The 25662-nt window shown below is 61.6% G+C and carries 24 protein-coding genes, 2 pseudogenes and 1 riboswitch; of the genes and pseudogenes, 13 read left to right on the top strand and 13 right to left on the bottom strand.

Going from position 1 to position 25662, the window contains the following annotated elements; all coding sequences use genetic code 11:
* Nucleotides 1-40 precede the first annotated feature (40 nt).
* Entirely contained in the window at nt 41-715 is a 675-nt protein-coding gene (locus AB4N42_RS24750) for a DNA-3-methyladenine glycosylase I (RefSeq protein WP_407682664.1), read from the top strand.
* 99 nt (nt 716-814) lie between these two features.
* Here AB4N42_RS24750 and AB4N42_RS24745 read toward each other — a convergent pair whose 3' ends face one another.
* From AB4N42_RS24745 to arsC, 3 genes are read right to left on the bottom strand one after another with little or no spacing between them, the layout of a single operon-like run.
* On the bottom strand, nt 815-1240 hold the full coding sequence (locus tag AB4N42_RS24745) for a DUF2069 domain-containing protein (protein ID WP_431145891.1): 426 nt from the start codon (nt 1238-1240) through the stop codon (nt 815-817).
* On the bottom strand, nt 1233-1838 hold the full coding sequence (gene wrbA, locus AB4N42_RS24740; protein ID WP_045156686.1) for an NAD(P)H:quinone oxidoreductase: 606 nt from the start codon (nt 1836-1838) through the stop codon (nt 1233-1235). Before wrbA ends, AB4N42_RS24745 begins: the two co-directional genes overlap by 8 nt.
* Nucleotides 1835-2188, bottom strand: a complete 354-nt coding sequence (arsC, locus tag AB4N42_RS24735) for an arsenate reductase (glutaredoxin) (RefSeq protein WP_198798077.1) — start codon at nt 2186-2188, stop codon at nt 1835-1837. The genes wrbA and arsC overlap by 4 nt, the downstream gene beginning before the upstream one ends.
* Nucleotides 2189-2292: 104 nt before the next feature.
* Here arsC and AB4N42_RS24730 point away from each other — a divergent pair, with 104 nt between their 5' ends.
* Nucleotides 2293-2760, top strand: a complete 468-nt coding sequence (locus AB4N42_RS24730) for a TlpA disulfide reductase family protein (protein WP_460115468.1) — start codon at nt 2293-2295, stop codon at nt 2758-2760.
* 170 nt (nt 2761-2930) lie between these two features.
* On the opposite strand, the gene AB4N42_RS24725 is transcribed toward AB4N42_RS24730, so the two are convergent.
* The 4 genes and pseudogenes from AB4N42_RS24725 to AB4N42_RS24710 form a co-directional block, all read right to left on the bottom strand.
* Nucleotides 2931-3335, bottom strand: coding sequence for an META domain-containing protein (locus AB4N42_RS24725; protein WP_030142412.1), 405 nt, complete (start codon nt 3333-3335; stop codon nt 2931-2933).
* Nucleotides 3335-3769 (bottom strand): hypothetical protein, encoded by a 435-nt coding sequence (locus AB4N42_RS24720; RefSeq protein ID WP_030142411.1) that lies wholly within the window; start codon nt 3767-3769, stop codon nt 3335-3337. The genes AB4N42_RS24725 and AB4N42_RS24720 overlap by 1 nt, the downstream gene beginning before the upstream one ends.
* A 188-nt stretch (nt 3770-3957) precedes the next feature.
* Nucleotides 3958-4947, bottom strand: a complete 990-nt coding sequence (locus AB4N42_RS24715; protein ID WP_258649701.1) for a 2-hydroxyacid dehydrogenase — start codon at nt 4945-4947, stop codon at nt 3958-3960.
* 111 nt (nt 4948-5058) lie between these two features.
* Nucleotides 5059-7810 (bottom strand): annotated as a pseudogene (locus tag AB4N42_RS24710) (response regulator).
* Between the two features lie 278 nt (nt 7811-8088).
* Here AB4N42_RS24710 and cysM point away from each other — a divergent pair.
* From cysM to AB4N42_RS24685, 5 genes are all read left to right on the top strand, one after another.
* A complete protein-coding gene (gene cysM / locus AB4N42_RS24705; RefSeq protein WP_030142408.1) occupies nt 8089-8991 on the top strand; it encodes a cysteine synthase CysM in 903 nt (300 codons plus the stop codon).
* Complete coding sequence (gene rlmD / locus AB4N42_RS24700; RefSeq protein WP_460115467.1) at nt 8991-10361, top strand: 23S rRNA (uracil(1939)-C(5))-methyltransferase RlmD; 1371 nt, start codon at nt 8991-8993, stop codon at nt 10359-10361. Before cysM ends, rlmD begins: the two co-directional genes overlap by 1 nt.
* 101 nt (nt 10362-10462) lie before the next feature.
* Entirely contained in the window at nt 10463-12709 is a 2247-nt protein-coding gene (gene relA, locus AB4N42_RS24695) for a GTP diphosphokinase (RefSeq protein ID WP_030142406.1), read from the top strand.
* A 135-nt stretch (nt 12710-12844) separates the two neighbouring features.
* A complete protein-coding gene (mazG, locus tag AB4N42_RS24690; protein WP_460115466.1) occupies nt 12845-13678 on the top strand; it encodes a nucleoside triphosphate pyrophosphohydrolase in 834 nt (277 codons plus the stop codon).
* Nucleotides 13679-13704: 26 nt separating this feature from the next.
* Nucleotides 13705-14244, top strand: a complete 540-nt coding sequence (locus AB4N42_RS24685; RefSeq protein WP_030142404.1) for a DUF2058 domain-containing protein — start codon at nt 13705-13707, stop codon at nt 14242-14244.
* Between the two features lie 137 nt (nt 14245-14381).
* Here the strand turns inward: AB4N42_RS24685 and AB4N42_RS24680 are convergent, their stop codons facing one another.
* The 4 genes from AB4N42_RS24680 to purM form a co-directional block, all read right to left on the bottom strand.
* On the bottom strand, nt 14382-14576 hold the full coding sequence (locus AB4N42_RS24680) for a hypothetical protein (protein ID WP_030142403.1): 195 nt from the start codon (nt 14574-14576) through the stop codon (nt 14382-14384).
* 403 nt (nt 14577-14979) lie between these two features.
* Complete coding sequence (locus tag AB4N42_RS24675) at nt 14980-15693, bottom strand: DUF3108 domain-containing protein (protein ID WP_030142402.1); 714 nt, start codon at nt 15691-15693, stop codon at nt 14980-14982.
* Nucleotides 15694-15701: 8 nt separating this feature from the next.
* Nucleotides 15702-16352: a phosphoribosylglycinamide formyltransferase gene (gene purN, locus AB4N42_RS24670; protein ID WP_030142401.1), complete on the bottom strand. Its 651-nt coding sequence runs from the start codon at nt 16350-16352 to the stop codon at nt 15702-15704.
* A gap of 11 nt (nt 16353-16363) precedes the next feature.
* Complete coding sequence (gene purM / locus AB4N42_RS24665; protein ID WP_003204658.1) at nt 16364-17422, bottom strand: phosphoribosylformylglycinamidine cyclo-ligase; 1059 nt, start codon at nt 17420-17422, stop codon at nt 16364-16366.
* A 364-nt stretch (nt 17423-17786) separates the two neighbouring features.
* On the opposite strand from purM, the pseudogene AB4N42_RS24660 reads away from it, so the two are divergent.
* The 5 genes and pseudogenes from AB4N42_RS24660 to AB4N42_RS24640 all read left to right on the top strand — a co-directional run bounded on the left by AB4N42_RS24660 (nt 17787) and on the right by AB4N42_RS24640 (nt 22360).
* Nucleotides 17787-18841, top strand: a pseudogene (locus tag AB4N42_RS24660) (DUF2066 domain-containing protein).
* A gap of 31 nt (nt 18842-18872) precedes the next feature.
* Nucleotides 18873-19946 carry an AI-2E family transporter gene (locus AB4N42_RS24655; RefSeq protein WP_181288503.1) on the top strand — a complete coding sequence of 358 codons (1074 nt, stop codon included), beginning with the start codon at nt 18873-18875 and terminating at the stop codon, nt 19944-19946.
* 169 nt (nt 19947-20115) lie between these two features.
* Nucleotides 20116-20820: a DnaA regulatory inactivator Hda gene (gene hda, locus AB4N42_RS24650; protein ID WP_003178999.1), complete on the top strand. Its 705-nt coding sequence runs from the start codon at nt 20116-20118 to the stop codon at nt 20818-20820.
* A gap of 213 nt (nt 20821-21033) precedes the next feature.
* The gene (locus tag AB4N42_RS24645; protein ID WP_460115465.1) at nt 21034-21660 is read left to right on the top strand and encodes a C40 family peptidase; all 627 of its coding nucleotides are present in this window, start codon (nt 21034-21036) and stop codon (nt 21658-21660) included.
* Between the two features lie 166 nt (nt 21661-21826).
* Nucleotides 21827-22360: a C40 family peptidase gene (locus tag AB4N42_RS24640; protein ID WP_030142395.1), complete on the top strand. Its 534-nt coding sequence runs from the start codon at nt 21827-21829 to the stop codon at nt 22358-22360.
* A 144-nt stretch (nt 22361-22504) separates the two neighbouring features.
* Here AB4N42_RS24640 and AB4N42_RS24635 read toward each other — a convergent pair whose 3' ends face one another.
* Both AB4N42_RS24635 and AB4N42_RS24630 read right to left on the bottom strand, forming a co-directional pair.
* Complete coding sequence (locus AB4N42_RS24635; RefSeq protein ID WP_460115464.1) at nt 22505-23815, bottom strand: PQQ-dependent sugar dehydrogenase; 1311 nt, start codon at nt 23813-23815, stop codon at nt 22505-22507.
* A gap of 196 nt (nt 23816-24011) precedes the next feature.
* On the bottom strand, nt 24012-24596 hold the full coding sequence (locus AB4N42_RS24630; RefSeq protein ID WP_198798111.1) for a hypothetical protein: 585 nt from the start codon (nt 24594-24596) through the stop codon (nt 24012-24014).
* A gap of 159 nt (nt 24597-24755) precedes the next feature.
* Nucleotides 24756-24965, top strand: a riboswitch (cobalamin riboswitch).
* An 80-nt stretch (nt 24966-25045) separates the two neighbouring features.
* Here AB4N42_RS24630 and cobO point away from each other — a divergent pair.
* Nucleotides 25046-25657, top strand: coding sequence for a cob(I)yrinic acid a,c-diamide adenosyltransferase (gene cobO / locus AB4N42_RS24625; protein WP_030142392.1), 612 nt, complete (start codon nt 25046-25048; stop codon nt 25655-25657).
* Nucleotides 25658-25662 lie beyond the last annotated feature (5 nt).

The following is a 25662-nucleotide window of genomic DNA, read 5'->3' as shown; positions in this document are numbered from 1 at the left end:
CTTGCGAGCGCCGTTTTCGTTTCCGACCCCAGGAGAGGGCATGCGCGATTACAAGTGGCTGCACGAGTATTGTCTGAACCGCTTCGGTTCGGCGGCTGAACTGGAAGCCCGTCTGCCGGTGCCCAAGACCCCGGCGCAACTGCGCAAGATCAGCGACGACCGCTACCTCTCGACCCTGGCGCTGCGGGTCTTTCGCGCCGGGCTCAAGCACAGCCTGGTGGACGCCAAGTGGCCGGCGTTCGAAGAGGTGTTCTTCAAGTTCGACCCGGAGAAAGTCGTGCTGATGGGTGCCGAACACCTGGAGCGATTGATGCAGGATACGCGGATCATCCGCCACCTGGGCAAGCTCAAGAGTGTGCCGCGCAACGCGCAGATGATATTGGACGTGGCCCATGAAAAGGGCAGCTTTGGCGCGCTGGTCGCCGACTGGCCGGTGACTGACATCGTCGGCCTGTGGACCTACCTGAAAAAGCACGGCCATCAACTGGGCGGCCAGTCGGCACCGCGTTTCCTGCGAATGATGGACAAGGACACCTTTTCGACCAGTTATGACGTCGTGGCGGCGCTCAATGCCCAGGACATCATCGACAAAGTCCCCACCAGCCAGCGGGACCTGGCGACGGTGCAGAATGCTTTCAACCAGTGGCATGAAGAGAGCGGTGGGCGGCCGATGTCGCAGATTTCGATGATGCTGGCTTACACAGTGAATCATTGAGACCGCGTAGCGCCCATCGCGAGCAAGCTCGCTCCCACAGGGGATTTTCAGCGTTCAAAAACCCAGTGTGGGAGCGAGCTTGCTCGCGATAGCGGTGTATCAGGCGACGGAGGGTTCGCCTTCGCCGGCCAACCTTCGATTCAACTGAAACCGCCAGCGCACATACAGCAACGCCGAGCAGAACACCGCCACGCTCGCCGCCATTTCCAGCACGCCGAACCACTGCCGGTTCGGGTCGTACGCGGCCAATGCGCCCTTGATGAAATACAGGTTCACCACGAAACACATCCAGGAATGCCCGCGGGCGCTGCCGATGAGCATGCCCGGCGCGAGGATCAGCAGCGGCACCAGCTCGATCAGCAGGATCACCCAGGGCCGGGCGCCATGCAGGTCGGCGATCAGCAGGTAGTACGCGCTGAGCAACCCCACCAAACCGAAGAAGCACAGCAGGCTGAGGATGCGGGCGAGACGTACGCGGGGTTCCAGCCATTGGATGGAAGGCAGGATCTTCGGCTTCTTAGCCACGACCGTTCTCCAGCAGCAGGGCGGTTTTCGCCAGGCGCAGGCCCAAGGCTCGGCACAGCTCGACTTCATGCGTGTTCAAGCCGCTTTTACCGTCGGCGCCGGCGTGATGGCTCGGGCCGTAGGGCGTACCGCCACCCTGGGTGTCGATCAGGGCTGATTCGCTGTAGGGCAGGCCGGTGATCAGCATGCCGTGGTGCAGCAGGGGCAGCATCATCGACAACAGCGTGGTTTCCTGACCGCCATGCAGGCTGGCGGTGGAGGTGAACACGCCGGCTGGCTTGCCCACGAGGGCGCCGGTCAGCCAGAGGTTGCTGGTGCCGTCGAGGAAATATTTGAGCGGCGCGGCCATGTTGCCGAAACGGGTCGGGCTGCCCAGGGCCAGGCCAGCGCAGTTCTTCAAATCATCGAGCGTGGCGTAGAGCGGGCCCTGCTCCGGGATATCCGGCGACACCGCTTCGCATTCCGTGGAAATCGCCGGCACCGTGCGCAACCTGGCTTCCAGCCCGGCCTGCTCGACGCCCCGGGCGATTTGCCGGGCCATTTCGTTGGTGGAGCCGCTGCGGCTGTAATACAGGACCAGGATGTACGGCGTGGTCACGGCAGGATCTCCAGGATCTTTTCCGGCGGACGGCCGATAATGGCTTTTTCCCCGGCTTCGAGGATCGGCCGTTCCATGAGTTTCGGGTGGGCGACGATGGCGGCGATCAGATCGTCCTCGGCCAGGTTTTCGTCGGCCAGGTTCAGGGTCTTGTACTCGTCCTCGCCCGTGCGCAGCAACTGCCGCGCGCCGATGCCGAGCTTGCCCAGCAGGCGCTTGAGCTGCGCGGCGTCCAGCGGGGTTTCCAGATAGCGGACGACGGTGGGCGCCAGGCCGCGGGCTTCCAACAGTTCCAGCGCACCGCGGGATTTCGAGCAGCGCGGGTTGTGATAAAGCGTCAGATCAGTCATGAGCGGGTCGCATCTTGCGTAAGGTGGCGGCTATTCTACTGTGCAGCGAGGCGCCTAGCACCTGATGGGCGGCCAGCGTTCACATTTCAGGCAAGGATTGGCACATGACAAGGCGATTGGCGGCGGCAATGACATTCATCGGCATTTTATTGCTCGCCGGCTGTGGAAACGATTACGGCGTGGATCAGAACGGCCAGCCGATTGCGTCGCAACGGTTGGACAAACAATGGGTGGTGCTCAATTACTGGGCCGAGTGGTGCGCGCCATGCCGCACGGAGATTCCAGAATTCAATGCCTTGGCCGAACAGCTCAAGGGACGGAACGTGGGCGTGTTCGGCGTCAACTTCGATCAGGTGCAAGGCGAGGAGCTCAAGAGTGCCAGCGACAAGATGGGCATTCATTTCACCGTGCTGGCTCGGGACCCGGCCGAGATCTTCGACCTTCCACGCAGCGAGGGATTGCCGGTGACCTACATCATCGATAACCAGGGCAAGGTGCGCGAGCAGTTGCTCGGGGAGCAGACGGCGGCGGGGGTAATGGCGAAGCTCGAGGCGTTGCAGGCACCGAAATAATGGGGCTTTTGTGGCGAGGGAGCTTGCTCCCGCTTGGCCGCGAAGCGGCCCCCTTGGATCTGCCACTGCGGTGTGTCAGGTAGAAAGCAGGGGCCTGCTACGCCCGACGCGTCGGACCGGTCCAGCGGGAGCAAGCTCCCTCGCCACAGAGTTAACCCGAACAGCTGTTCTCAGCCTTCTTCCAACCACCAACGCAGCGGCTTGCCTTGGGCGGGCCAGAAACGCATCTGTTCGATGGGCGAAACGTCCCAGCGCTCTACCTTCTCCAGCGCCTGCAGGAAACGCGTCTCCTGCTCCATCACTGCCGGGGCGCAGAACTTACGGGTGCTGCCGACCTTGCCGAAACTCAACCGATGGCCTTCCAGGGTATACGGCGCAAACCAATGGTTGCAGCCGGCATTGCCATAGGCCCGGCCATCATCGCCCAGGGTGATGGTCAGGTGGCTGTAATCCATCAATGGTCGCTCACCAATCCATTCAAGGATGTAGCTGCGGTTTTGTTGCAGTTGCACCGGCTCACCGGCACAACCCAGCAGGCCGGCGCCGATCAGCGCGGCCAGGACCAGGCGTTTCATCAAGCGGCTTCCTGGCATTGAGGGCACAGGTGTTTTTCACCGACCGTCGTCCAGCCCAACTCGGCGATGCGTGCGGTGGCGGCTGGCTTCTGGGCCTTGGTGCCAAGCTTGGCATCGACGGCGAATTCGAAGCTCAGCTCCTTGGCGCAGCGGTCGCAATTGACCTGCCAGGTGTGGATCGCCAGTTCGCCGAACACCGGGCCGGTGGTCATGGCGGTCCATTGGCCCATCGGCTTGAGCAGATGGCGAACGGTGTCCACGGTCAGGCGCATGGACAAATCCTTGCTGCCCTTGAGGGTGACGAGCAATACATCGTTGGCCTGGATCGAACCGCCGTTGCCGGTGACCTGGTAACGACCCGGTGCCAGCGCGCGGACCTCGGTCAAGGTGTGCTGTGGGTTCATCAGGGTGTAGCGGAAATCGTGTTCGGCCATGGGTCCTCCAAATAGGCGCGACATGCTAGCACGGGGCACCGCTTGGGATGATCCAGATGGAAGGCAGGCCGACGAAACTCCATCCATCCCCTGTGGGAGCGAGCCTGCTCGCGAAAGCGGTCTATCCATCAGTAATGATGTCAGCTGACACACCGCATTCGCGAGCAGGCTCGCTCCCACAGGAGGGGTTAGTTGATCACCAGGTTCTGCGGCGCGCCGGCGGCCCAGGCCGCGATATTGTCCAAGGTAGTGGTGGCGATCGCCGCCAAGGCTTCCCGAGTCAGGAATGCCTGGTGGGCGGTCACGACGACATTGGGAAAGGTCAGCAGTCGTGCGAGAACGTCGTCCTGCAATGGCAGGCCGGAGCGGTCCTCGAAGAAGAGTTGGGCTTCTTCCTCATAGACATCGAGTCCCAGATACCCCAACTGGCCGCTTTTCAACGCTTCGATCAGTGCCGGTGTGTCCACCAGGCCGCCGCGACCGGTGTTGATCAGCATCGCGCCGCGCTGCAGGGTTTCCAGGGAGCGGGCGTTGATCAGGTGTCGGCTCTGTTCGTTGAGCGGGCAATGCAGGCTGATGATCTGCGCATGCGCCAGCAGATCGGCTAGCGGCACATAACGGGCGCCCAGGGCTTCGACCTGGGGATTGGGATAAGGGTCGTACGCCAGCAACTGGCAGCCGAAGCCGGCCATGATCCGGGCGAAGGTCGCGCCGATCTGGCCGGTACCGATCACGCCCACCGTCTTGCCCACCAGGTCGAAGCCGGTCAGCCCGTTGAGGCTGAAGTTGCCATCCCGGGTGCGGTTGCAGGCCCGGTGCAGGCATCGGTTGAGCATCATGATCAACGCCACCGCATGTTCGGCCACGGCATGGGGCGAATAGGCCGGCACCCGGACGATGCTCAATCCCAGGCGTTTGGCGGCGAGCAGGTCGACATGGTTGTAGCCGGCCGAACGCAAGGCGATCAGCCGCGTGCCGCCTTCAGCCAGTCGTTCGAGCACCGGGGCGCTGAGATCGTCGTTGATGAAGGCGCACACCACCTCGTGCCGTTCGGCCAGGGCCACGGTGTCGAGGTTCAGGCGTGCAGGTTGAAACTGCAGTTCCAGGTTGGCAGGTACGGGCGCGTTGCTGAAACTGTCACGGTCGTAGGTCTGGCTGCTGAAAAGAATGGCGCGCATGACGGCTTCCTGGCAAAAAGAAAAGCCTGTAGGAACTGCGTAGGAGCTCCTACAGTCCGGGGGCGGAGCGGGGATTTTCAGTGATTCCGATTTCCAGGGTATTGCCCTGGATCAGGCACTGATACGCGCCTCGCTGGCCAGGCGATCGATGGCGCGCTCCAAGTCCTCAAGGGCCGCCGCCGCTTTGGGATCCTGCTGCTTGAGCAGGGTTTCGCTGCGCTGGCAGGCCGCGCGCAATTGCGGTACGCCGCAATAACGCGTGGCACCGTGCAGGCGGTGGACCCGTTCGATCAGGGCGTTGTGATCGTTGGCTTCGCTGGCCTGGCGAATGGCTTCGCGGTCGGCTTCCAGGGAGGCCAGCAGCATTGCCAGCATGTCCGCTGCCAGATCGGCCTTGCCTGCGGCCAGGCGCAAGCCTTCTTCGTGATCGAGCACCAGCAGCTCTCCGCTGCCATGGCCGTCCCAGCCTCGGTCCGGCACTTGGTTGCGCAAGGCCAGGCCGGTCCATTTGAGCACGACCTGGGCCAGTTGCCGCTCGCTGATGGGCTTGGTCAGGTAGTCATCCATGCCGCTTTGCAGCAAGGCGCGTTTCTCGTTGGCCATGGCGTGGGCGGTGAGGGCGACGATCGGCAGCGGCGAGCAGTGGCGCTCGCTTTCCCACTGGCGAATCGTCTCGGTGCTCTGGCGACCGTCCATGCCGGGCATCTGCACGTCCATCAAGACCAGGTCGAAGGTTTCCTTCTGCACGGCCTTGACCGCTGCGTAACCACTTTCAACCGCAAGCACCCTGGCGCCCATGTCCTCGAGCAAGGTCTGCACCAGCAGCAGGTTGGCCGGGTTGTCGTCCACGCACAGCACTTTGGGGGCACGGCTGGGCGCCGGTTCGTTGGGTTCGTTGCGCAATGGGCGCGGATTGACCAGGTCGGACAGCGAGCGGCGCAACTTGCGGGTGCAGGCGGGCTTGGCCTGGAGCTGGCTGTGGGGGTTGGGAACAGAGAGGTGATACAGCGTCTGCTCGGTGGTCGGGCAAAGCACGAGGACTTTGCAGCCCAGGTGTTCCAGGTCCCAGATGTGCTGGTTGAGGCGTTCCGGCGGCATGTCGTTGCTGGTAATGCCGAGCACAGCCAGGTCGATGGCCTGGTCGGTCTGGTGGGCGACGGTGACACCGTTGGTCAGGTTTTCCAGCGAATTGAACGGCGTGACCTGCAGGCCGCAATCTTCAAGCTGGTGCTGCAAGGCCTGGCGGGCCAGCTCATGATTTTCCAGGACGGCGACGCGTCGACCCAGCAGCGGTGGGCCGGGCAAGTCCTCGGCGTCGTCCCGGGTCCTGGGCAGGCGCAGGCTGATCCAGAACTCCGAACCTTCGCCGGGCGTACTGTCCACGCCGATCTCGCCGCCCATCTGTTCCACCAGCCGCTTGGAAATCACCAGGCCCAGCCCGGTGCCGCCAGGTTGCCGGGACAGCGAGTTATCGGCCTGGCTGAAGGCCTGGAACAGCGCCCGGACGTCCTGGGCGGAGAGACCGATGCCCGTGTCCTGGATGCTGATGCGCAATTGCACGCTGTCTTCATGCTCGTCTTCGAGCATGGCGCGGGCGACGATGGTGCCTTCGCGGGTGAACTTGATCGCGTTGCTCACCAGGTTGGTGAGGATCTGCTTGAGGCGCAGCGGGTCGCCCACCAGCGACAAAGGCGTGTCGCGGTAGACCAGGCTCACCAATTCCAGCTGCTTGGCATGGGCGGCGGGGGCGAGGATGGTCAGGGTATCCTGCAACAGGTCCCGCAGATTGAACGGGATGTTGTCGAGTACCAGCTTGCCGGCTTCGATCTTCGAAAAATCGAGGATCTCGTTGATGATCCCGAGCAGGCTGTCGGCGGATTTTTCGATGGTGCCCAAGTAGTCGAGCTGGCGCGGAGTCAGCTCGCTTTTCTGCAATAAATGGGTGAAACCCAGGATGCCGTTCAGCGGCGTGCGGATTTCATGGCTCATGTTTGCCAGGAATTCGGATTTGATCCGGCTCGCCTCCAGGGCTTCCTTGCGTGCCAGGTCCAGCTCGATGTTCTGGATCTCGATGGTTTCCAGGTTCTGGCGCACGTCTTCAGTGGCCTGGTCAATGCTGTGCTGCAATTCTTCCTGGGCATTCTGCAACGTGCCCGCCATGCGATTGATGCCCGACGCCAACTCATCCAATTCCTGGCTGCCCAGCGGCGGCAGGCGGGTTTCCAGGTGGCCATCCTTGAGCTGCGCCACGGCCTGCTTGATCTGGCTCAGCGGGCGATTGATGGTGCGACCCATGCGCAAGGCCAGCAGCCCGGTGCATCCCAGGCCGGCGGCGATCAGCAACAGGCTGGCGAACAGGCTGCGATAACCGCGCAGCAACATGCCACTGTGGGACAACTCCAGCTCGACCCAGCCCAGCAGGCGGTCGGCTTCCTCGGGAATCAGTTCACCCGCCAGGTTGCGGTGCTTGCCGAACACCGGCAGCAAGTAACGCGTCGCGTCGTTACCGGTGCGTTGCAGCAACTGCGTACTGTTGCCGTCGGGCGCGCGGTTGAGCATGGTCGGGCCGGCATGGGCCAGGGGCGAGCGGTCGGGGGCGAGGAAGGTCACGGCGCGTACGTCCGCTTGTTCGAGGGACTGGGTGGCGATGCGCTCCAGCAGATCGGTGTCGTGCTGGCTCATCGCCGAGCGCAACCAGCGGGGCCAGCTGTTCGGCGATCATCTCGCCCCGTTGCAGCAACTGGGCGTGCAGGTCCGACTGCTGCATCCAGGTGAAATAGCCGCCCAGAACCAGCGCCATCAGGCTGGTCGGCAACAGGGTCAGCAACAGGACGCGGCCTTTGATTCCCAGTTTCTTGAGCACACTTGTCTCCTGCATCCAGCGGTCTGATTGAGCTTTGCGCGCATCCGGCACGCAATACCTGCGCAGTGTAGCGATTTGCGGGCAGGTGATCTTCGTAAAAATTCACGGACGCCGGGTTCGTGATCCATGGGCACCGCAACCAAGGGAAGTCGGGTGTGGGGGGCTGGGTATGCGCTCGCTTATTCCCATAAGCCATAACCCCCTTACTTTGCGTGATATGGCCTGGCGGGGTTTGCCGGTATGATAGGCGCCCCCGCAGCCCGGATTGCGAATACGCCATGACTTTGCAGTACCCAACCATCGCCGATTGCGTCGGCAACACTCCGCTGGTTCGTTTGCAGCGCCTGCCCGGCGCGACCAGCAATACGCTTCTGCTCAAGCTCGAAGGGAACAACCCGGCGGGTTCGGTCAAGGACCGCCCGGCGCTGTCGATGATCACCCGTGGCGAGTTGCGTGGGCAGATCCAGCCCGGCGATACGCTGATCGAGGCGACGTCCGGCAACACCGGCATTGCCCTGGCGATGGCTGCGGCGATCAAGGGCTACAAGATGATCCTGATCATGCCCGACAACTCCAGCGCCGAGCGTAAAGCCGCGATGACGGCTTATGGCGCCGAGCTGATCCTGGTGACTCAGGAAGAGGGCATGGAAGGTGCTCGCGACCTGGCCGAGCGCATGCAGGCCGAAGGCCGTGGCAAGGTGCTGGATCAGTTCGCCAACGGTGACAACCCCGAGGCCCACTACACCACGACGGGCCCGGAGATCTGGCGCCAGACCGACGGCACGATCACCCATTTCGTCAGCTCGATGGGCACCACTGGCACCATCATGGGCACCTCGCGCTATTTGAAAGAACAGAACCCGAACGTACAGATCGTCGGATTGCAGCCGATGGAAGGCTCGGCGATCCCCGGCATTCGCCGCTGGCCCCAGGAATACCTGCCGAAGATCTACCAGGCCGAGCGCGTGGACCGGATCATCGACATGGCCCAGAGCGAAGCCGAGGACGTGACCCGTCGCCTGGCTCGCGAAGAAGGCATCTTCTGCGGCGTGTCTTCCGGCGGTGCCGTGGCGGGCATGCTGCGCTTGTCCAAGGAAGTTGAGAATGCAGTGATCGTCGCGATCATCTGCGACCGTGGCGACCGTTACCTGTCGACCGGCATTTTCGACGCGCCCAACTGATGGCCAAGCAAGAACGAGGCTTGCGCTTCCAGCCCAGCGGCGGAAGCCGGGCCCCGCAAGTGCCCACCGGCAAAAAGCAGCGCCTGACCATCGAGCGCCTGGCCAACGATGGCCGTGGCATTGCCTTTGTCGACGGGCGCACCTGGTTTGTCATCGGTGCGCTGGCCGGCGAAGAAGTCGAGGCGCGGGTGCTCGGGGCCCACGGCAAAGTGGTCGAGGCCCGCACCGAACGGGTGTTTTCGCCCAGCGAGCTGCGTCGTGCCGCGCCGTGTGTCCATGCCGGTCGCTGCGGCGGCTGCAGCGTCCAACATTTGCCCCACAACGAACAACTCGCCCTGAAACAGCGCATGCTCGCCGAGCAACTGTCACGGGTGGCGGGCGTCGAGCCGGAGGAATGGGCTGAGCCTTTGAGCGGGCCGGAATTCGGTTACCGGCGTCGCGCCCGGGTGGCGGTGCGTTGGGACCAGAAAGCAAAAAAACTCGAAGTGGGTTTCCGTGCCGTCGGCAGCCAGGACATCGTCGCCATCGACGAATGCCCGGTGCTGGTACAGCCCTTGCAGCCGATCATGAGCCGCTTGCCGGAAATGCTTCGCCGCTTGGGCAAGCCCCAGGCATTGGGCCACGTGGAATTGTTCGCCGGCTCGTCCCTGGCGCTGTTGTTGCGGCACATGGCGCCGCTGTCGGACGCCGACCTGACGCTCCTCAAGGATTTCTGCGCCCTCCACGAAGCCCAGTTATGGCTGCATGGCGAAGGCGAGCCGCAACCGGTCGATCCGGGATTGTCCTTGGGCTATCGCCTGGAAACCTGGGACCTGGACCTGGCTTACCGGCCAGGGGATTTCATCCAGGTGAATGCCGCCGTCAACGAGGCGATGGTCGCCCAGGCCTTGCAATGGCTGGCGCCTCGATCCGAAGAGCGCGTGCTGGATCTGTTCTGTGGCCTGGGCAATTTTGCCTTGCCGCTCGCCAAAAGCGTGCGCGAGGTGGTCGCGGTGGAAGGCGTGCAGACCATGGTCGACCGTGCCGCGGCCAACGCCCTCAGCAACAATTTGCATAACACTGCTTTTTTTCAGGCCGATTTATCCCAGCCTTTGGTGGGTGCCGAATGGATCGGCGAAGGCTTTTCTGCGGTACTCTTGGACCCACCCCGTGACGGTGCTTTCGAGGTGGTACGCAAGCTGTCGTCCCTGGGTGCCAGACGGTTGGTTTATGTATCGTGCAACCCGGCAACTTTGGCCCGGGATACGGTCGAACTGATCAAGCAGGGCTACCGGTTAAAACGTGCCGGGATTCTCGATATGTTTCCTCAAACGGCGCATGTCGAGGCCATGGCGTTATTTGAAGCGAGCCAGGATGGCTTGTCCGACTGACCCGTTCGTGCCAATCCGCCACGGCCCTGGGCGGAAACACGGGCAACGAAGGTCAGCGATGTTGACGCATTGAATCTGCGTCGTAGGGAAGGTAAGTAAAGATGGTACAGGTGAGAGCACACCAGCCGATCAACACCGACGGCAGTATCAATCTCGAGGCTTGGCTCGATCACGCGGTCAGTATCGACACGGCACTGGATCGCGAAGCCTTGAAGGCCGCCTGCGAGTTCGCTCGCGAGGCGGAACAGCAGCACAACGCGGCGAAGAACCTGTGGTCCGAAGGCACGTCGAGTTTCCAGACAGGCCTTGAGATCGCCGAAATCCTCGCTGACCTCAAGCTGGACCAGGATTCGCTGGTCGCCGCGGTGCTGTACCGCGGCGTGCGCGAAGGGCAGATCCAGTTGCCAGTGGTCAGCCAGCGCTTCGGCACCGTGGTCGCCAAGCTGATTGACGGCGTGCTGCGCATGGCGGCGATCAGCGCCAGCCTCAGCCCGCGCCAGTCCATGGTGCTGGGCACCCAGGGCCAGGTGGAAAACCTGCGCAAGATGCTTGTCGCCATGGTCGATGATGTGCGCGTCGCACTGATCAAGCTGGCCGAGCGCACCTGCGCGATCCGCGCCGTGAAATCTGCCGACGACGAGAAGCGCAATCGCGTTGCCCGAGAAGTTTTCGACATTTATGCACCGCTGGCCCATCGCCTCGGTATTGGTCATATCAAGTGGGAGCTGGAGGATTTGTCCTTCCGCTACCTGGAGCCCGACCAATACAAGCAGATCGCCAAGCTGCTGCATGAGCGACGCCTGGATCGCGAGCGCTTCATCACCGATGTGATGACCCAGTTGCGCGAAGAACTGCAGGCCACCGGCGTCGAAGCCGATATCAGTGGCCGCGCCAAGCACATCTATTCGATCTGGCGAAAAATGCAGCGCAAGGGGCTGGAATTCAGCCAGATCTACGACGTTCGCGCCGTTCGCGTGCTGGTTCCGGAAATGCGCGACTGCTACACCGCGCTGGGGATCGTCCACACCTTGTGGCGGCACATCCCGAAGGAATTCGACGACTACATCGCCAACCCCAAGGAAAACGGCTATCGCTCGTTGCACACCGCAGTGATCGGTCCCGAGGGCAAGGTACTGGAAGTGCAGATCCGCACCCACGCCATGCACGAGGAAGCCGAGCTGGGTGTGTGCGCCCACTGGAAATACAAGGGCACCGACGTCAAGTCCGGCTCCAACCATTACGAAGAGAAAATCTCCTGGTTGCGCCAGGTGCTGGAATGGCACGAGGAACTTGGCGATATCGGCGGCCTTGCCGAACAGCTGCGGGTGGATATCGAACCTGACCGGGTCTACATCTTCACGCCCGACGGCCATGCGATCGACTTGCCGAAGGGTGCGACGCCGCTGGACTTCGCCTATCGGGTCCACACCGAGATCGGCCACAACTGCCGTGGCGCCAAGATCAACGGGCGGATCGTGCCGCTCAACTACAGCCTGCAGACCGGTGAGCAGGTCGAGATCATCACCAGCAAGCACGGTACGCCGAGCCGCGACTGGTTGAACCCGAACCTGGGCTACATCACCACCTCGCGGGCGCGGGCGAAAATCGTCCATTGGTTCAAGTTGCAAGCTCGCGACCAGAACGTCGCGGCCGGCAAGACCTTGCTCGAACGCGAGTTGAGTCGCCTGGGCCTGCCGCAGGTGGACTTCGACAAGCTGGCCGAAAAAGCCAACATGAAGACTGCCGAGGACATGTTCGCGGCCCTCGGTGCTGGCGACCTGCGCCTGGCGCAATTGGTCAACCTCGCCCAGCAGTTGGTTGAGCCGGAGCGCGGCAATGAACAACTGGAGTTGATCCCACGCAAGGCCACGGGCTACAAGCCCGGCAAGCGCGGCGACATCCAGATCCAGGGCGTGGGCAACTTGATGACGCAGATGGCCGGCTGCTGCCAGCCGTTGCCGGGGGATGCGATCGTCGGCTACATCACCCAGGGCCGCGGCGTGAGCATTCACCGCCAGGACTGCGCCTCGGTGCTGCAACTGGCGGGGCGCGAACCGGAACGGATCATCCAGGTCAGTTGGGGCCCGGTGCCGGTGCTCACCTATCCGGTGGACATTGTCATTCGCGCCTACGACCGCTCCGGCCTGCTGCGTGATGTGTCCCAGGTGTTGCTCAACGAGCGGATCAACGTGCTGGCGGTCAACACTCGTTCGAACAAGGAAGACAACACCGCGCTGATGTCCCTGACCATCGAGATTCCGGGGCTGGATGCATTGGGGCGGTTGCTGGGGCGGATTTCCCAGTTGCCGAACATCATCGAGACGCGGCGTAACCGGACGCCAGGTTAAGCGCTGGTTGTCTTGGTTTATGTGGGAGCGAGCTTGCTCGCGATAGCGGTATATCAGACGCATCAAGGTTATCTGACCCACCGCAATCGCGAGCAAGCTCGCTCCCACAGGGCTTTTTTGTGACGGGATGGATTGATGTACAGCCTCGAAGACCTGCTCCACCTGATGAATCGCCTGCGGGACCCGCAATACGGGTGCCCGTGGGACATCAAGCAAACCTACGCCACCATCGTCCCCCATACCCTGGAAGAAGCCTATGAAGTGGCCGATGCGATCGAGCGCGGCGATTTCGATCACTTGCAGGGCGAATTGGGCGACTTGCTGTTCCAGGTGGTGTATTACAGCCAATTGGCGCGGGAAGAGAACCGTTTCGAATTCGCCGGCGTGGTCGATAGCATCACGCGCAAGCTTGTTCGTCGCCATCCCCACGTGTTTCCTACCGGTGACTTGTATGCACCGGTGGATATCCCGCGATTGAGCGAAGAGCAGGTCAAGCAGCGCTGGGAAGAAATCAAGGCCGAAGAACGTGCCGAGAAGGCTTCGGCGCCCGAGCAGCTGTCGTTGCTCGACGACGTCCCGGCGGCGCTGCCGGCCTTGTCCCGTTCGGCAAAACTGCAGAAGCGTGCTGGCCAGGTGGGTTTCGACTGGCCGGGGCCATTGCCGGTACTCGATAAGGTCAGGGAAGAGCTGGACGAAGTGCTTGAAGCCATGGCAGACAACGATCCCGCAGCCATCAGCGATGAGGTGGGCGATCTGTTGTTCAGCGTGGTCAACCTGGCGCGACACCTCAAGGTGGACCCCGAGACAGCCCTGCGCGGCGCCAACGCGAAGTTCGAGCGCCGTTTCCGATTTATCGAACAGGCATTGCGCGACACCCACCGTCCCATGGAAGATTGCACCCTCGAAGAGTTGGACGCCTTGTGGGGCGAAGCCAAACGTCAGGAAAAGAATTTGCCCAGCTGTGGCTGAGGCCGTTGCCTAAGTGAGTAAGCACCATGAGCCTTTCCCTTCGCGACCAGTTGCTCAAAGCAGGGCTGGTCAACCAAAAGCAGGCCAAGCAGGTCGGCAAAGAGAAACAGAAACAGCAACGCCTGGCCCACAAAGGCCAGATCGAACTGGATGATTCCCAGCAGCGTGCTGCCCAGGAAGCCATGGCCGAGAAGGTCAAGCGCGACCAGGAACTCAATCGCCAGCAGCAGGAAAAGGCCGAGCAGAAAGCCCGGGCTGCGCAGATCAAGCAATTGATCGAAGTCTCGCGCCTGCCGAAGCTGACCACTGAGGACTACTACAATTTTGTCGACGACAAGAAGGTCAAGCGCATCTCGGTCAATACGCTGATGCGCAACAAGCTCAGCAGCGGCTCCCTGGCGATCGTTCACCATGCCGGCGGCTACGAAGTGATCCCGCGCGAAGCGGCGCTGAAGATCCAGGAACGCGACCCCAAGCGCATCGTCCAGCTCAACACCCAGACCGAAGAAGTCGATGCCGATGATCCGTACGCGGCCTATCAGATTCCTGATGATTTGATGTGGTAAGCGGGACAATGCTATTGAGTTGAACACAAACCCTGTGGGAGCGAGCTTGCTCGCGATAGCGGTATATCAGTGACAGAAATATTGACTGATACGATGCTATCGCGAGCAAGCTCGCTCCCACAGGTGTTTTGTGTGGTTCAGGATTCAGCTGTCTCACGCAAACGCTGCCGCTCCTCGCGCTCCAGCTCGGCCTTGTAGCTGTGGGCGTCCGTCTCGGAGTGGAACATCCCTACCAGCATGTCCTGTTGATGCACGTCCCAGATCCGGATACCGGCGGCAATCCCTTCGTGGGACATGTGGGCGTCGTCTCGTTCAGTTACTTTCACAGTCATCTTGCAAGCTCCAATCTCTGTTATCTGCAGCAAGGCGTGTGCAGGGTTTTGTTATAGATTTTGGTAGCGTGCTAAGTAAATGCCCTGGTCTGTTAAGAAGTTTTCATGAAAAGCGCAACAATCCTGCAGGCCAGGCAGGGCGCGGCATTCGGTCGCAGGTAGTGTTCATGAAAAAGATTTCATGTTGCCAGGCGTGAGCGCAAATAAAACCTGTGGGAGCGAGCTTGCTCGCGATAGCAGTGTGTCAGTTGATAGTGGAGTTGGCTGATCCGGCGCTATCGTCGGATCGCCGCCCGGAGCAAGCTCGCTCCCACAGGTTTACTCCCAAAGGCCCATTGGGTGGGTTTGAAATCCGGGCAACAAAAAGCCCCGCATTTGCGGGGCTTGGTGTTATCGGCGTCGATCAGCTGCCTTTCACAGCCTTGCCGTTGACCGTGCCGTCCTGGAGCATGATGTTGTACTCCTTGCCGTCGGTCTCGACCTGTTGCAGGCGTACCAGCAGGTAGTCCCAGTCCTTGGCGAACCAGAGCACGGTGATGCGCTTGCTCTGTGTCGGGTCGCGCACGCGCTCGACCTTGATCGCGTCGATCTGGCCAGCCTTGGTGTCGACTTTTTCCGAGCCCAGCACGCGGAAATCATAGGTATCGATTTCGCCATCATCGACGACCTGATAGCTCATGCTTTTCTTGCCGGCCGCCACGTCATGCTGCAGGGCAAGCTGATAGGTCGATTTGTCGACCATGCCCCGGTTCAGCGGGATCTTGACCGCGTCACCGCGATCGGTGCCGGTGACCATCTTGGTGTTCCAGTCGAAGTCCAGGTCAGCCTTCTTGGCCTTGCCCAGGCCACCGCGCTCGAAGTGGTAGGACTGCGGAAGCAAGGTGTCCTTGTCCAGCGTCAGGGTGCTTTCTTCGGTCAGGCTGGCGATCATCATCGAAGCCTTGAAGCTCAGCTTCCAGGTACCGTTTGCCTCCTTGGTCAGGCTGCGCTCGGCGGTGCCGCTCATGGGCAACTGTTTCCAGTCGGCGGTGTAGCTGGCGGAGAACGGTTGAAGGTCTGCGGCCTGTGCCAGGGGCAAGGCAAGCAGAGCGCAAGCGAAGAGCAGGGCGCGACGCATAAAATCTCCTAGTATCGAATCAAATGGCCGCTGGCGGCGAGCAACTGGCCGTCCAGTGAAGCACCGCGATCGTCGAGGGTCAGCCGTCCTTCGGCAAACCAACGCACGGCCATCGGGTAGATCTGGTGCTCGCGGGCATGGACCCGTTGCGCCAGGCTTTGCGGCGTGTCGTGCAACTCTACCGGTATTACTGCCTGTACGACCAGTGGTCCGCCATCGAGTTCCTCGGTGACAAAGTGCACCGAGCAGCCATGCTCCGTGTCTCCGGCCTCCAGCGCTCGCTGATGAGTGTGTAACCCTTTGTATTTGGGCAGCAGCGAGGGATGGATATTGAACAGGCGTCCCTGGTAGTGCCGCACGAAGCCAGCGCTGAGAATGCGCATGAAGCCGGCGAGTACGACCAGTTGCGGATTGAAGGTGTCGATCTGTTCGATCAGTGCGGCGTCGAAGGCTTCGCGGCCCTCGAACGCCTTGTGATCCAGGACGCGGGTGTCGATTCCCGCATCCTTGGCGCGTTGCAGGCCGTAGGCGTCGGCGCGGTTGGAGATCACCGCGCGGATGCGGACCGGGCTGTCGCCGGTCCGCGTACTGTCGATCAGGGCCTGCAGGTTACTGCCGGTGCCGGACAGCAGCACCACGACGTTACAGGTTGCAGGCATCTGCTCGTGCATCAATGTGCCTTAAGATTTTTCAGCTCGACTTGTGCAGCGCCTTCCGCCGCAGTGGCGATCTGGCCGATGACCCAAGGCTGTTCGCCGGCTTCACGCAATACGTTCAGGGCGGTTTCGACGTGCTCCTGGGCCACGCAGATGACCATGCCCACGCCGCAGTTCAGCACGCGGTGCATTTCGGTTTCATCGACGTTGCCTTTTTCTTGCAGCCAGTCGAATACCGCTGGGCGGGTCCAGCTCGCCACGTCGACCACGGCCTGGGCACCTTTTGGCAGCACGCGCGGGATGTTGTCCAGCAGGCCACCGCCAGTGATGTGGGCCATCGCCTTGACGGCGCCGGTGTCCTTGATCAGCTTGAGCAACGGCTTGACGTAGATGCGGGTCGGGGCCATCAGCAGGTCGGCCAGCGGCTTGCCGTCGAGCTGGGTGTTCTCGATGTCGGCGCCGGACACTTCGATGATCTTGCGGATCAGCGAGTAGCCGTTGGAGTGCGGGCCGGAAGATGGCAGGGCGAGCAGGGCATCGCCAGCCGCGACTTTCGAGCCGTCGATGATTTCGGCTTTTTCCACGACACCGACGCAGAAGCCGGCCAGGTCGTAGTCTTCGCCTTCGTACATGCCAGGCATTTCAGCGGTTTCGCCGCCGACCAGGGAGCAACCGGACAGCTCGCAGCCGGCGCCGATGCCGGTCACGACCTGGGCAGCGGTGTCGACGTTCAGCTTGCCGGTGGCGTAGTAGTCAAGGAAGAACAGCGGTTCGGCGCCGCAGACCACCAGGTCGTTCACGCACATGGCCACCAGGTCGATGCCGATGCTGTCGTGCTTGTTCAGGTTCAGGGCCAGGCGCAGCTTGGTGCCGACGCCGTCGGTGCCCGAGACCAAGACCGGTTGCTTGTAGCCGGCCGGGATCTCGCAGAGGGCGCCGAAACCGCCCAGGCCGCCCATGACTTCCGGGCGCGCGGTGCGCTTGGCGACGCTCTTGATGCGTTCGACCAATGCTTCACCGGCGTCGATGTCTACACCGGCGTCCTTGTAGCTCAGGGAGGGTTGCTTGCTCATGATCCAGGCCTTTAAAGGGGGATTTCTGGGTAACGACCGATCGCCGGGGCCGTTGAATAACCGTTGTACGAATTATTCCGGGTGCCCAGCCATTGCCGGTCTGCGAAGGCGCGCGATTTTATCAGGCTTGTGGAGCAGCGGCCATCCTCGCGCCGACGGGCAGGGACATATCCGCCAAAAAAAACCGATATTTCTTGTATTGGTACTGTGCGACGCGTCTGTATAAGGTGTAGCGGTAAGCGACTATGGTTATGACCGTGGAAACTTGCATCGGGCAGGTGAATGTTTTGCCTGGTGCCTTGTCACAGCCATGCTCAATCTTCTCCACACGGCCGGTGCCAGCCGTTATGTCCGGGAATCTTCCATGCGTTTGTTCAAATTCTTGTCTGTTGGCTGCTTGTCGCTGATCAGCCTCGCGAGCCATGCCGAAACCCTCAATAACCTTTACCAGGTGCGTGAGCCGGTCAGCAGCCAGGCGCCGGACGAGCGTAACCAGGCGACATTGCGAGCCCTGGACACCTTGGTGCTGCGCCTGACCGGTGACACCAAGGCCGCGCAGAACCCAGGCCTGGCGGCGATCCGCAAGGACCCGCAGCAAATCATTCTTCAATACGGCTACGATGCCGGTCCGCCTGAGAGCCTGCAGGTGGACTTCGATCCCGCCAGCACCGATCGCGCGTTGCGCTCGGCGGGTCTATCGCTTTGGGGAGCGAATCGTCCTTCGATCCTGGCCTGGTGGCTGAATGATTCGGCGGAAGGTTCCAGCCTGGTGGGGGATGGGCAAGGCAGCGCTACGCCGCTACGCCGTGCCGCTCAGCACCGGGGTTTGCCGTTGCACTTGCCGCTGGCTGACCTGAGCGAGCAGATTGTCGCGACGGCACCCAGCCTGGAAGGCAATGATCCGGCCCCGTTGCGTAATGCTTCGGAGCGTTATGGCTCCGACGCCTTGCTGGCTGTCCACGCGAAAGAAGAGGGCGGCCAATGGCAAGCGACTTGGCGCCTGTGGTTGGGCGACCAGCGCGAACAAGGCAGCGCGCAAGGGGCTGATCCGGCGGCATTGGCCGATGCCGTAATGTTGGCGGTGAGCCAGCGCCTGGCACCACGTTTCGTGGCCAAGCCGGGCGTGGCGACCGAGCAGTTGCTGGAAGTGCAGGGCATGAATCTTGAGCGTTACGCGGCGCTGGGGCGGTTGCTCGAACCGTTCGCTGGGCAGTTGCAGCGGGTCGAGGGTGACATGAGTTTCTACAAGGTCAACGGCAGTGCCGAGCAGTTGAAGGCGCAGTTGGCCCTGGCGAAGCTGCAGGAAATCCCCGCCGGTGAGGCTGTTGCGCCACCGCCTGCGGCCCAGCCCGCCGTCGATGGGACCGTTGCGCCCGCCCAGCCAGCGTCGCAGCGGCCAATCTGCGGTTCCGCTGGTAGTTTCTTCTTTATATAGGATCAGGAGTGGTTCATGGGCGATACGCGGCGTTGGTTCTGGTTGGGTGGGGTCGCCCTGCTGATTGCATTTATCTACTTGCTGCATCCGATCCTCACGCCGTTCCTGGTTGCGCTGCTGTTGGCCTATCTGTTCGATCCGGTGGTGGATCGCCTGGAGAAGCTCGGGCTGTCCAGGACCTGGGGCGTAGTGGCGGTGTTCGCTCTGTTTACCTTGATCGTCAGCGCCCTGTTGCTGGTGCTGATTCCCATGCTCGCCAAGCAACTGTTTCGCCTGTATGAACTGGCGCCACAGATGCTCGACTGGCTCCAGCACAGCGCGGTGCCATGGGTGCAGTCGAAGCTGGGGTTGGCGGACGGCTTCTGGAAATTCGACAGGGTCAAGGCTGCCATCAGCGAGCACATGGGCCAGACCACCGATATCGTCGGCGTTGTGTTGAGCCAGGCCACGGCTTCAAGCCTGGCGTTGATCGGTTGGCTGGCGAACCTGGTGTTGATCCCAGTGGTGAGTTTCTATCTGCTGCGCGACTGGGATTTGATGATGGCCAAGATCCGCAGCCTGCTGCCGCGTCATCGCGAAGAGCGCATCATGACCCTGACCGGCGAATGCCATGAGGTGCTGGGCGCCTTTGTGCGCGGGCAGTTGCTCGTCATGGTGGCGCTGGGCTTCATCTATGCGGCCGGGTTGATGCTGGTGGGGCTGGAGCTTGGGTTGTTGATCGGGATGATCGCCGGGTTGGCGGCCATCGTGCCTTACATGGGGTTTGTCATCGGCATCGGCGCGGCTTTGGTCGCCGGGCTGTTCCAATTCGGCGGCGACTTGTACCCCATGGTCGGCATCGTGGCGGTGTTCATGGTTGGACAGGCCCTGGAAGGCATGGTACTGACGCCCCTGCTCGTAGGCGATCGCATTGGCTTGCATCCGGTGGCGGTGATCTTCGCGATCCTGGCCGGTGGCGAGTTGTTCGGTTTCACCGGGATTTTGCTGGCGCTGCCGGTGGCAGCGGTGATCATGGTGCTGGTGCGTCACGTGCACGATCTGTACAAGGATTCGGACATCTATAGCGGCGTCGAAGACCCCGACCTGTAAGGCCAAGGGCGCGCGCGGTGTCAGGGAAACTGACGCTGCGCGCCCTTGTCGCTGCAAACCTTTGATTTTCCTCGTGGTCCGGCGCATTGTGCGGTCCGCGTCACGGGTATAAACTTTGCGAACTTTACACAGAGGCCACTAATGGTTCCTTTGGAACTGTTCAGTCAGCATGAAACCGATTCAGCTGCCCCTTGGTGTGCGTCTGCGTGATGACGCCACCTTCATCAACTACTATCCAGGCGCCAATGCCGCTGCACTCGGCTATGTCGAGCGGCTTTGCGAAGCCGACGCTGGCTGGACCGAGAGCCTGATCTACCTGTGGGGCAAGGATGGAGTAGGGCGCACGCATCTTCTGCAGGCTGCGTGCCTGCGATTCGAACAACTGGGCGAGCCGGCGGTTTACCTGCCGCTGGCCGAGCTGCTTGATCGCGGTGTTGAAATTCTCGACAACCTTGAACAATACGAACTGGTCTGCCTGGACGATCTCCAGGCCGTGGCCGGCAAGGCTGATTGGGAAGAAGCGCTGTTCCACCTGTTCAACCGGTTGCGCGACAGTGGGCGGCGCTTGTTGATCGCGGCATCCACGTCGCCGCGAGAGCTGCCGGTTAAACTGGCTGACTTGAAATCCCGCCTGACCCTGGCGCTGATTTTCCAGATGCGCCCGCTCTCCGATGAAGACAAGCTGCGGGCGCTGCAACTGCGCGCGTCCCGCCGTGGCCTGCACCTGACCGATGAGGTCGGGCATTTCATCCTCACCCGAGGCACCCGCAGCATGAGCGCGTTGTTCGAGCTGCTCGAACGCCTCGACCAGGCCTCCCTCCAGGCGCAGCGCAAGCTGACTATTCCTTTTTTGAAAGAAACCTTGGGCTGGTAGGACCGGCGCAAATAGTGGCTTATAGCCTGCTCTGGGCGCGGCGAAACCCGCGGTCCTGCTGGGTTGCAGGCTGCGTGACGTTCTAAATGGGGCTTAAGCGCTTAGATGTAAACGTAAAACCGAGAAGTCACATTTGCATCGATTGAATTTGCAAATGAGGACGATAGAAGGCATAGTCTCGCCATCTTTACTACTTCAGCCACGGTCGTGCCCATGCTAAATCGCTTCGCACCCCTCGTGCCTCTCGCACTCGTTAGCCTGTTGTTCGGTTGCGCTGCCCACTCCCCAGTGTCCCAGCAAGCGCCGCAAGTACAGGTCAAGAATTCCGTAACCGCCCAGTCTTCCTCCGTTGCGTTCCAGGAAGAAATGGCCACCGACAAAGAGCTGGCAGAGTTCGCCGACAGCAAGCCTTATCAGCTTCCAGTGCTGGCAGACAGCATCCTGGAACGTGGCATGTCCTTGATCGGTACTCGTTATCGTTTTGGCGGTACGTCTGAAGCCGGCTTCGATTGCAGCGGTTTCATCGGTTATCTGTTCCGCGAAGAGGCCGGCATGAACCTGCCGCGTTCCACTCGCGAAATGATCAACGTGAACGCCCCACTGGTTGCACGCAATCAGCTGGAACCGGGTGACTTGCTGTTCTTCAGCACCAACGGTCGTCGCGGTCGTGTCAGCCACGCCGGTATCTACCTGGGTGACAACCAGTTCATCCACTCCAGCAGCCGCCGCAGCGGTGGGGTGCGAATCGACAGCCTGGGCGACAGCTACTGGAGCAAGACCTTCCTCGAAGCCAAGCGCGCCCTCGCCATGGCACCGACCGTGGTCACCGCTCGCAAGTAAGCGCACAGTTTGTAGGGCAAACTTAAAGTCTTACTTGAAGTTTGCCCCATAGCCGCTAGAATCCTTGATCATTGATTGATGGCAATCCGCCTGCGTATTACGCGGGCGGATTTGTTTCCATCTCCACGGCAGAAAAAGCCGCATCCAGATCAGGATTGTTCTGCATATGTCGACGTCGGCCCGCCTCGCTCTCATGCTCCTTGCCGCGCTGCTCAGCGCATGTGCCAGTCGTACTCCGCCACCCGCACCCGTGCGGGCTCCGGTGGTATTCGCTCCCTCCCAACCTTCGTCTCCGGCCGCTGAAGACGTGCTGTTCCGCGCGCTGGGGCTCGTGGGAACGCCCTATCGCTGGGGTGGCAACACGCCGGATTCAGGTTTCGATTGCAGTGGCTTGATCGGCTACGTGTACCGTGACGCCGCCGGTATTTCCCTGCCGCGTTCCACCCGGGAAATGATCAGCATGCGAGCGCCGGAGGTCGGCAAGGATGCGTTGGAGACCGGCGACCTGGTTTTCTTCGCCACCAATGGCGGCTCCCAGGTCAGCCACGCCGGGATTTATGTCGGGGAAGGGCGTTTCGTCCATGCGCCGGCCACGGGCGGGACGGTCAAGTTGGACAGCCTGTCCAAGGCCTATTGGCAGAAAGCCTACCTGGGCGCCAAGCGCGTGTTGCAGCCTGAGCATCTGGCGCGTAATCCCTGACGATTAAGAATATCGACTCTGCTGGAGAGGCTCTTGTGGCGAGGGAGCTTGCTCCCGCTCGGTTGCGCAGCAACCGCTAAAAGCTTGGGGCTGCTACGCAGCCCAGCGGGAGCAAGCTCCCTCGCCACGGTTCGGTTCCGGTTCTTAGTTCTTCGAAACCCGCCAGACCTTGTTCCCCACGTCATCCGCCACCAGCAGCCCGCCCTGTTTATCAATCACTACGCCCACCGGCCGGCCCTGGGCTTTTTCGTCTGCGTTGAGAAAACCGGTCAGTACATCCACCGGTTGTCCCACCGGTTTGCCTGCGCTAAACGGGACGAAGATCACTTTATAACCACTGTGGGGCTTGCGGTTCCAGGAGCCGTGCTGCCCGACGAAGGCCCCTTCGGTGAAGGGCGCGGGCAAGGTGCTGCCTTCGGCGAAGGCCAGGCCCAATGACGCCGTGTGAGGGCCGACGGCATAGTCGGGGGCAATGGCCTTGGCCACCCGCTCGGGGTTTTGTGGCTCGACCCGGATATCGACGTTCTGCCCGTAATAACTGTAGGGCCAGCCATAGAAGCCGCCATCCTTCACCGAGGTGATGTAGTCCGGCACCAGGTCACTGCCAATCTCGTCCCGTTCGTTTACCGCGGTCCACAACGCGCCACTGCGGGGCTCCCATGCGAGGCCGTTGGGGTTGCGCAAGCCCGAGGCGAAAATGCGATGAGCGCCGGTGGCCCGGTCCACCTCCCAGATCGCCGCGCGGCCTTCTTCCGCCTCCATGCCATTTTCCGCAACGTTGCTGTTCGAGCCCGTGGTGACGTACAGCTTGCTGCCGTCCCGGCTGGCGATCACGTTCTTGGTCCAGTGGTGGTTGAGCGTGCCGCCCGGCAAATCGGCCACTTTGGTCGGCTGTGCCGTGATCTTCGTGTCGCCTTCCTTATAAGGGAAGCGAATCAACCGATCGGTATCGGCCACGTACAGCTCATTGCCTACCATCGTCATGCCGAACGGTGAGTTGAGATTTTCCAGGAAGATCGTCCGGGTTTCAGCAACGCCGTCATGGTTTGCATCGCGCAGCAACGTAATGCGGTTGGGGCTTGGCACCCCAGCGCCGGCGCGTCCCATGACTTTTTTCATGACCCAGCCACGAATGCCCTTGGCATCGTCGGGCTTGGGCGGTGCGTTGGTTTCCGCCACCAATACATCGCCATTGGGCAGGACATAGAGCCAGCGTGGATGATCCAGCCCCTCGGCGAACGCCACTACCTTCAGGCCTTGGGCCGGGGTTGGCTTGGCGCCGTCCGGCCAGCCGACGGCTTCGGCGATATTCACCGTGGGGATCAGGGTCTTGTTCGGCTCGGGCAGTTTCGGCGACGGGCCGATCCCATCGGAAACCTGCAAGGTGGAAGACTCGCCGCAAGCGACTAGCCCTGTAGCAAGGGCGACGATCAAAAGATGAGAGGGCTTGAGCATGCGGGCTTCCCTATGAATGCATGGTGTTATTCATAGAGAAGCGTAGACGTGGGATGGTTCAATGGCGGGCGGCCGCTTAGCCAAGTGAAATCTGGGTGGGAGCGGGCTTGCTCGCGAATGCGGTGGGTCAGTCACTATTTATGCCTACTGGCCCACCGCATTCGCGAGCAAGCCCGCTCCCACAGGTTCCACTAGATCAACCATGGGCCTGCTTTAACAGCACCGCGACGCCAGGGTGATAGTGCCCGGTTTCGTTGCGCAATTTGCGATAGGCATAGGGGAAATACCAGGCCACGGCGCAGGTGTTTTCTTTCTGCAGGTCATCGATCATGTCCTGCAGTTCTTCGGGCGTGGCGCTCTGCTGGGCTTTTTGCGGGGCGACGAACAGGCAGCCGAGCTTCAAGTCGCTGGCATAGCTGATGCGCTTGGCGTCGCTGGTGGCTTCCAGCAGCGGTTGGGTCAGGTTCAGGTTGTTGACCTTCGGCCAGCGTTGGGTCGCCTGGATGAAGGCGCGTTCATCGGTACTGGCAATCAACAGGTCGGCGCGGGCGTTGCGTTCGCCTTCTTCGTTCTGTTTGCGCGTGGACGCGTCCTGCAGCGTGACCATCTCAGCCATCCAGGCGGCGGCCGACAGCAACCCGAGGTTGGCTTTTTCATCGTGCCAATAAGGTGTGTCGCTATCGCCGCGCACGGCGTTGTAGCGGTCGATACAGTCGAACCAGCGTTCCAACACCGGGCGCAGGAATTCCAGCTTCGGATTGCTGATGATCATGCCTTGCATGCGTTTGCCCTCTTGTTCTTGTGATATCGGGTCATGGTGTCTCTTTGATATCACTTGCCGCAGCATCACACAAGATTGACGTCAGTTTATTGATCCGGGCCAATGTCCCAGGTGATGGCCGTCGCGGCTTTAATTGACGCTCCACCCCCAACCCTCTAACCTTCGCGGCTTGTTTCAGGTGCTCTATGGCAATGGCCGATAGGGTGAAACAGGGAAGCCGGTGCGTGCACACAAACCCGGCGCTGCCCCCGCAACGGTAAATGAGTCAACGCTGTGCCTAAGCCACTGTGTTCCAGGACATGGGAAGGCGCGCAGCCAGGCGTTATGCCGCTCATGAGCCCGGAGACCGGCCTGATTCATCCAACGGCATCACGGTGGGCGATGCCAGGCTCATTGCCGTCCTTTTTTTGCCCGCCCGCCGTTATCCAGTCCCAACGGAGAGCTCCCCCATGACCGACACGCCCGATCGCGACGAACGCCACCTGGCGCGCATGCTGCGCAAGAAAGCCGTGATTGACGAGCGCATCGCCAACTCGCCGAACGAGTGCGGCCTGCTGCTGGTGCTGACCGGCAACGGTAAGGGCAAGAGCAGTTCGGCATTCGGCATGCTGGCCCGGGCCATGGGCCATGGCATGCAATGCGGCGTGGTGCAGTTCATCAAGGGGCGCAACAGCACCGGCGAGGAGCTGTTCTTCCGCCGCTTCCCCGAGCAGGTGCGCTTTCATGTCATGGGTGAAGGCTTCACCTGGGAAACCCAGGACCGCCAGCGCGACATCGCCGCCGCCGAAGCCGCCTGGGCTGTGTCGCGTCAGTTGCTCAGCGACCCGGCCATTGGCCTCGTGGTACTCGATGAGCTGAACATCGCCCTCAAGCACGGCTACCTAGACCTCGATCAAGTCCTGAGCGATCTGCAAGCCCGACCGCCCATGCAGCATGTGGTGGTGACCGGTCGCGGCGCCAAGCCCGAGATGATCGAGTTGGCCGATACCGTGACCGAAATGGGCATGATCAAGCATGCGTTCCAGGCCGGCATCAAGGCGCAGAAAGGCGTCGAATTGTGAGCGAT

This window comes from Pseudomonas sp. H2_D02 (assembly GCF_054677635.1).
Note: the sequence above shows the minus strand (reverse complement) of the source record. Positions and strands in the feature narration are given on the sequence as shown.

Coding starts and splice junctions, on each gene's coding strand:
- AB4N42_RS24750 (WP_407682664.1), top strand. CDS start 41: ATGCGCGATTACAAGTGGCTGCACGAGTATTGTCTGAACCGCTTCGGT.
- arsC (WP_198798077.1), bottom strand. CDS start 2,188: ATGACTGATCTGACGCTTTATCACAACCCGCGCTGCTCGAAATCCCGC.
- AB4N42_RS24730 (WP_460115468.1), top strand. CDS start 2,293: ATGACAAGGCGATTGGCGGCGGCAATGACATTCATCGGCATTTTATTG.
- AB4N42_RS24725 (WP_030142412.1), bottom strand. CDS start 3,335: ATGAAACGCCTGGTCCTGGCCGCGCTGATCGGCGCCGGCCTGCTGGGT.
- AB4N42_RS24720 (WP_030142411.1), bottom strand. CDS start 3,769: ATGGCCGAACACGATTTCCGCTACACCCTGATGAACCCACAGCACACC.
- AB4N42_RS24715 (WP_258649701.1), bottom strand. CDS start 4,947: ATGCGCGCCATTCTTTTCAGCAGCCAGACCTACGACCGTGACAGTTTC.
- cysM (WP_030142408.1), top strand. CDS start 8,089: ATGACTTTGCAGTACCCAACCATCGCCGATTGCGTCGGCAACACTCCG.
- rlmD (WP_460115467.1), top strand. CDS start 8,991: ATGGCCAAGCAAGAACGAGGCTTGCGCTTCCAGCCCAGCGGCGGAAGC.
- relA (WP_030142406.1), top strand. CDS start 10,463: ATGGTACAGGTGAGAGCACACCAGCCGATCAACACCGACGGCAGTATC.
- mazG (WP_460115466.1), top strand. CDS start 12,845: ATGTACAGCCTCGAAGACCTGCTCCACCTGATGAATCGCCTGCGGGAC.
- AB4N42_RS24685 (WP_030142404.1), top strand. CDS start 13,705: ATGAGCCTTTCCCTTCGCGACCAGTTGCTCAAAGCAGGGCTGGTCAAC.
- AB4N42_RS24680 (WP_030142403.1), bottom strand. CDS start 14,576: ATGACTGTGAAAGTAACTGAACGAGACGACGCCCACATGTCCCACGAA.
- AB4N42_RS24675 (WP_030142402.1), bottom strand. CDS start 15,693: ATGCGTCGCGCCCTGCTCTTCGCTTGCGCTCTGCTTGCCTTGCCCCTG.
- purN (WP_030142401.1), bottom strand. CDS start 16,352: ATGCCTGCAACCTGTAACGTCGTGGTGCTGCTGTCCGGCACCGGCAGT.
- purM (WP_003204658.1), bottom strand. CDS start 17,422: ATGAGCAAGCAACCCTCCCTGAGCTACAAGGACGCCGGTGTAGACATC.
- AB4N42_RS24655 (WP_181288503.1), top strand. CDS start 18,873: ATGGGCGATACGCGGCGTTGGTTCTGGTTGGGTGGGGTCGCCCTGCTG.
- hda (WP_003178999.1), top strand. CDS start 20,116: ATGAAACCGATTCAGCTGCCCCTTGGTGTGCGTCTGCGTGATGACGCC.
- AB4N42_RS24645 (WP_460115465.1), top strand. CDS start 21,034: ATGCTAAATCGCTTCGCACCCCTCGTGCCTCTCGCACTCGTTAGCCTG.
- AB4N42_RS24640 (WP_030142395.1), top strand. CDS start 21,827: ATGTCGACGTCGGCCCGCCTCGCTCTCATGCTCCTTGCCGCGCTGCTC.
- AB4N42_RS24635 (WP_460115464.1), bottom strand. CDS start 23,815: ATGCTCAAGCCCTCTCATCTTTTGATCGTCGCCCTTGCTACAGGGCTA.
- AB4N42_RS24630 (WP_198798111.1), bottom strand. CDS start 24,596: ATGCAAGGCATGATCATCAGCAATCCGAAGCTGGAATTCCTGCGCCCG.
- cobO (WP_030142392.1), top strand. CDS start 25,046: ATGACCGACACGCCCGATCGCGACGAACGCCACCTGGCGCGCATGCTG.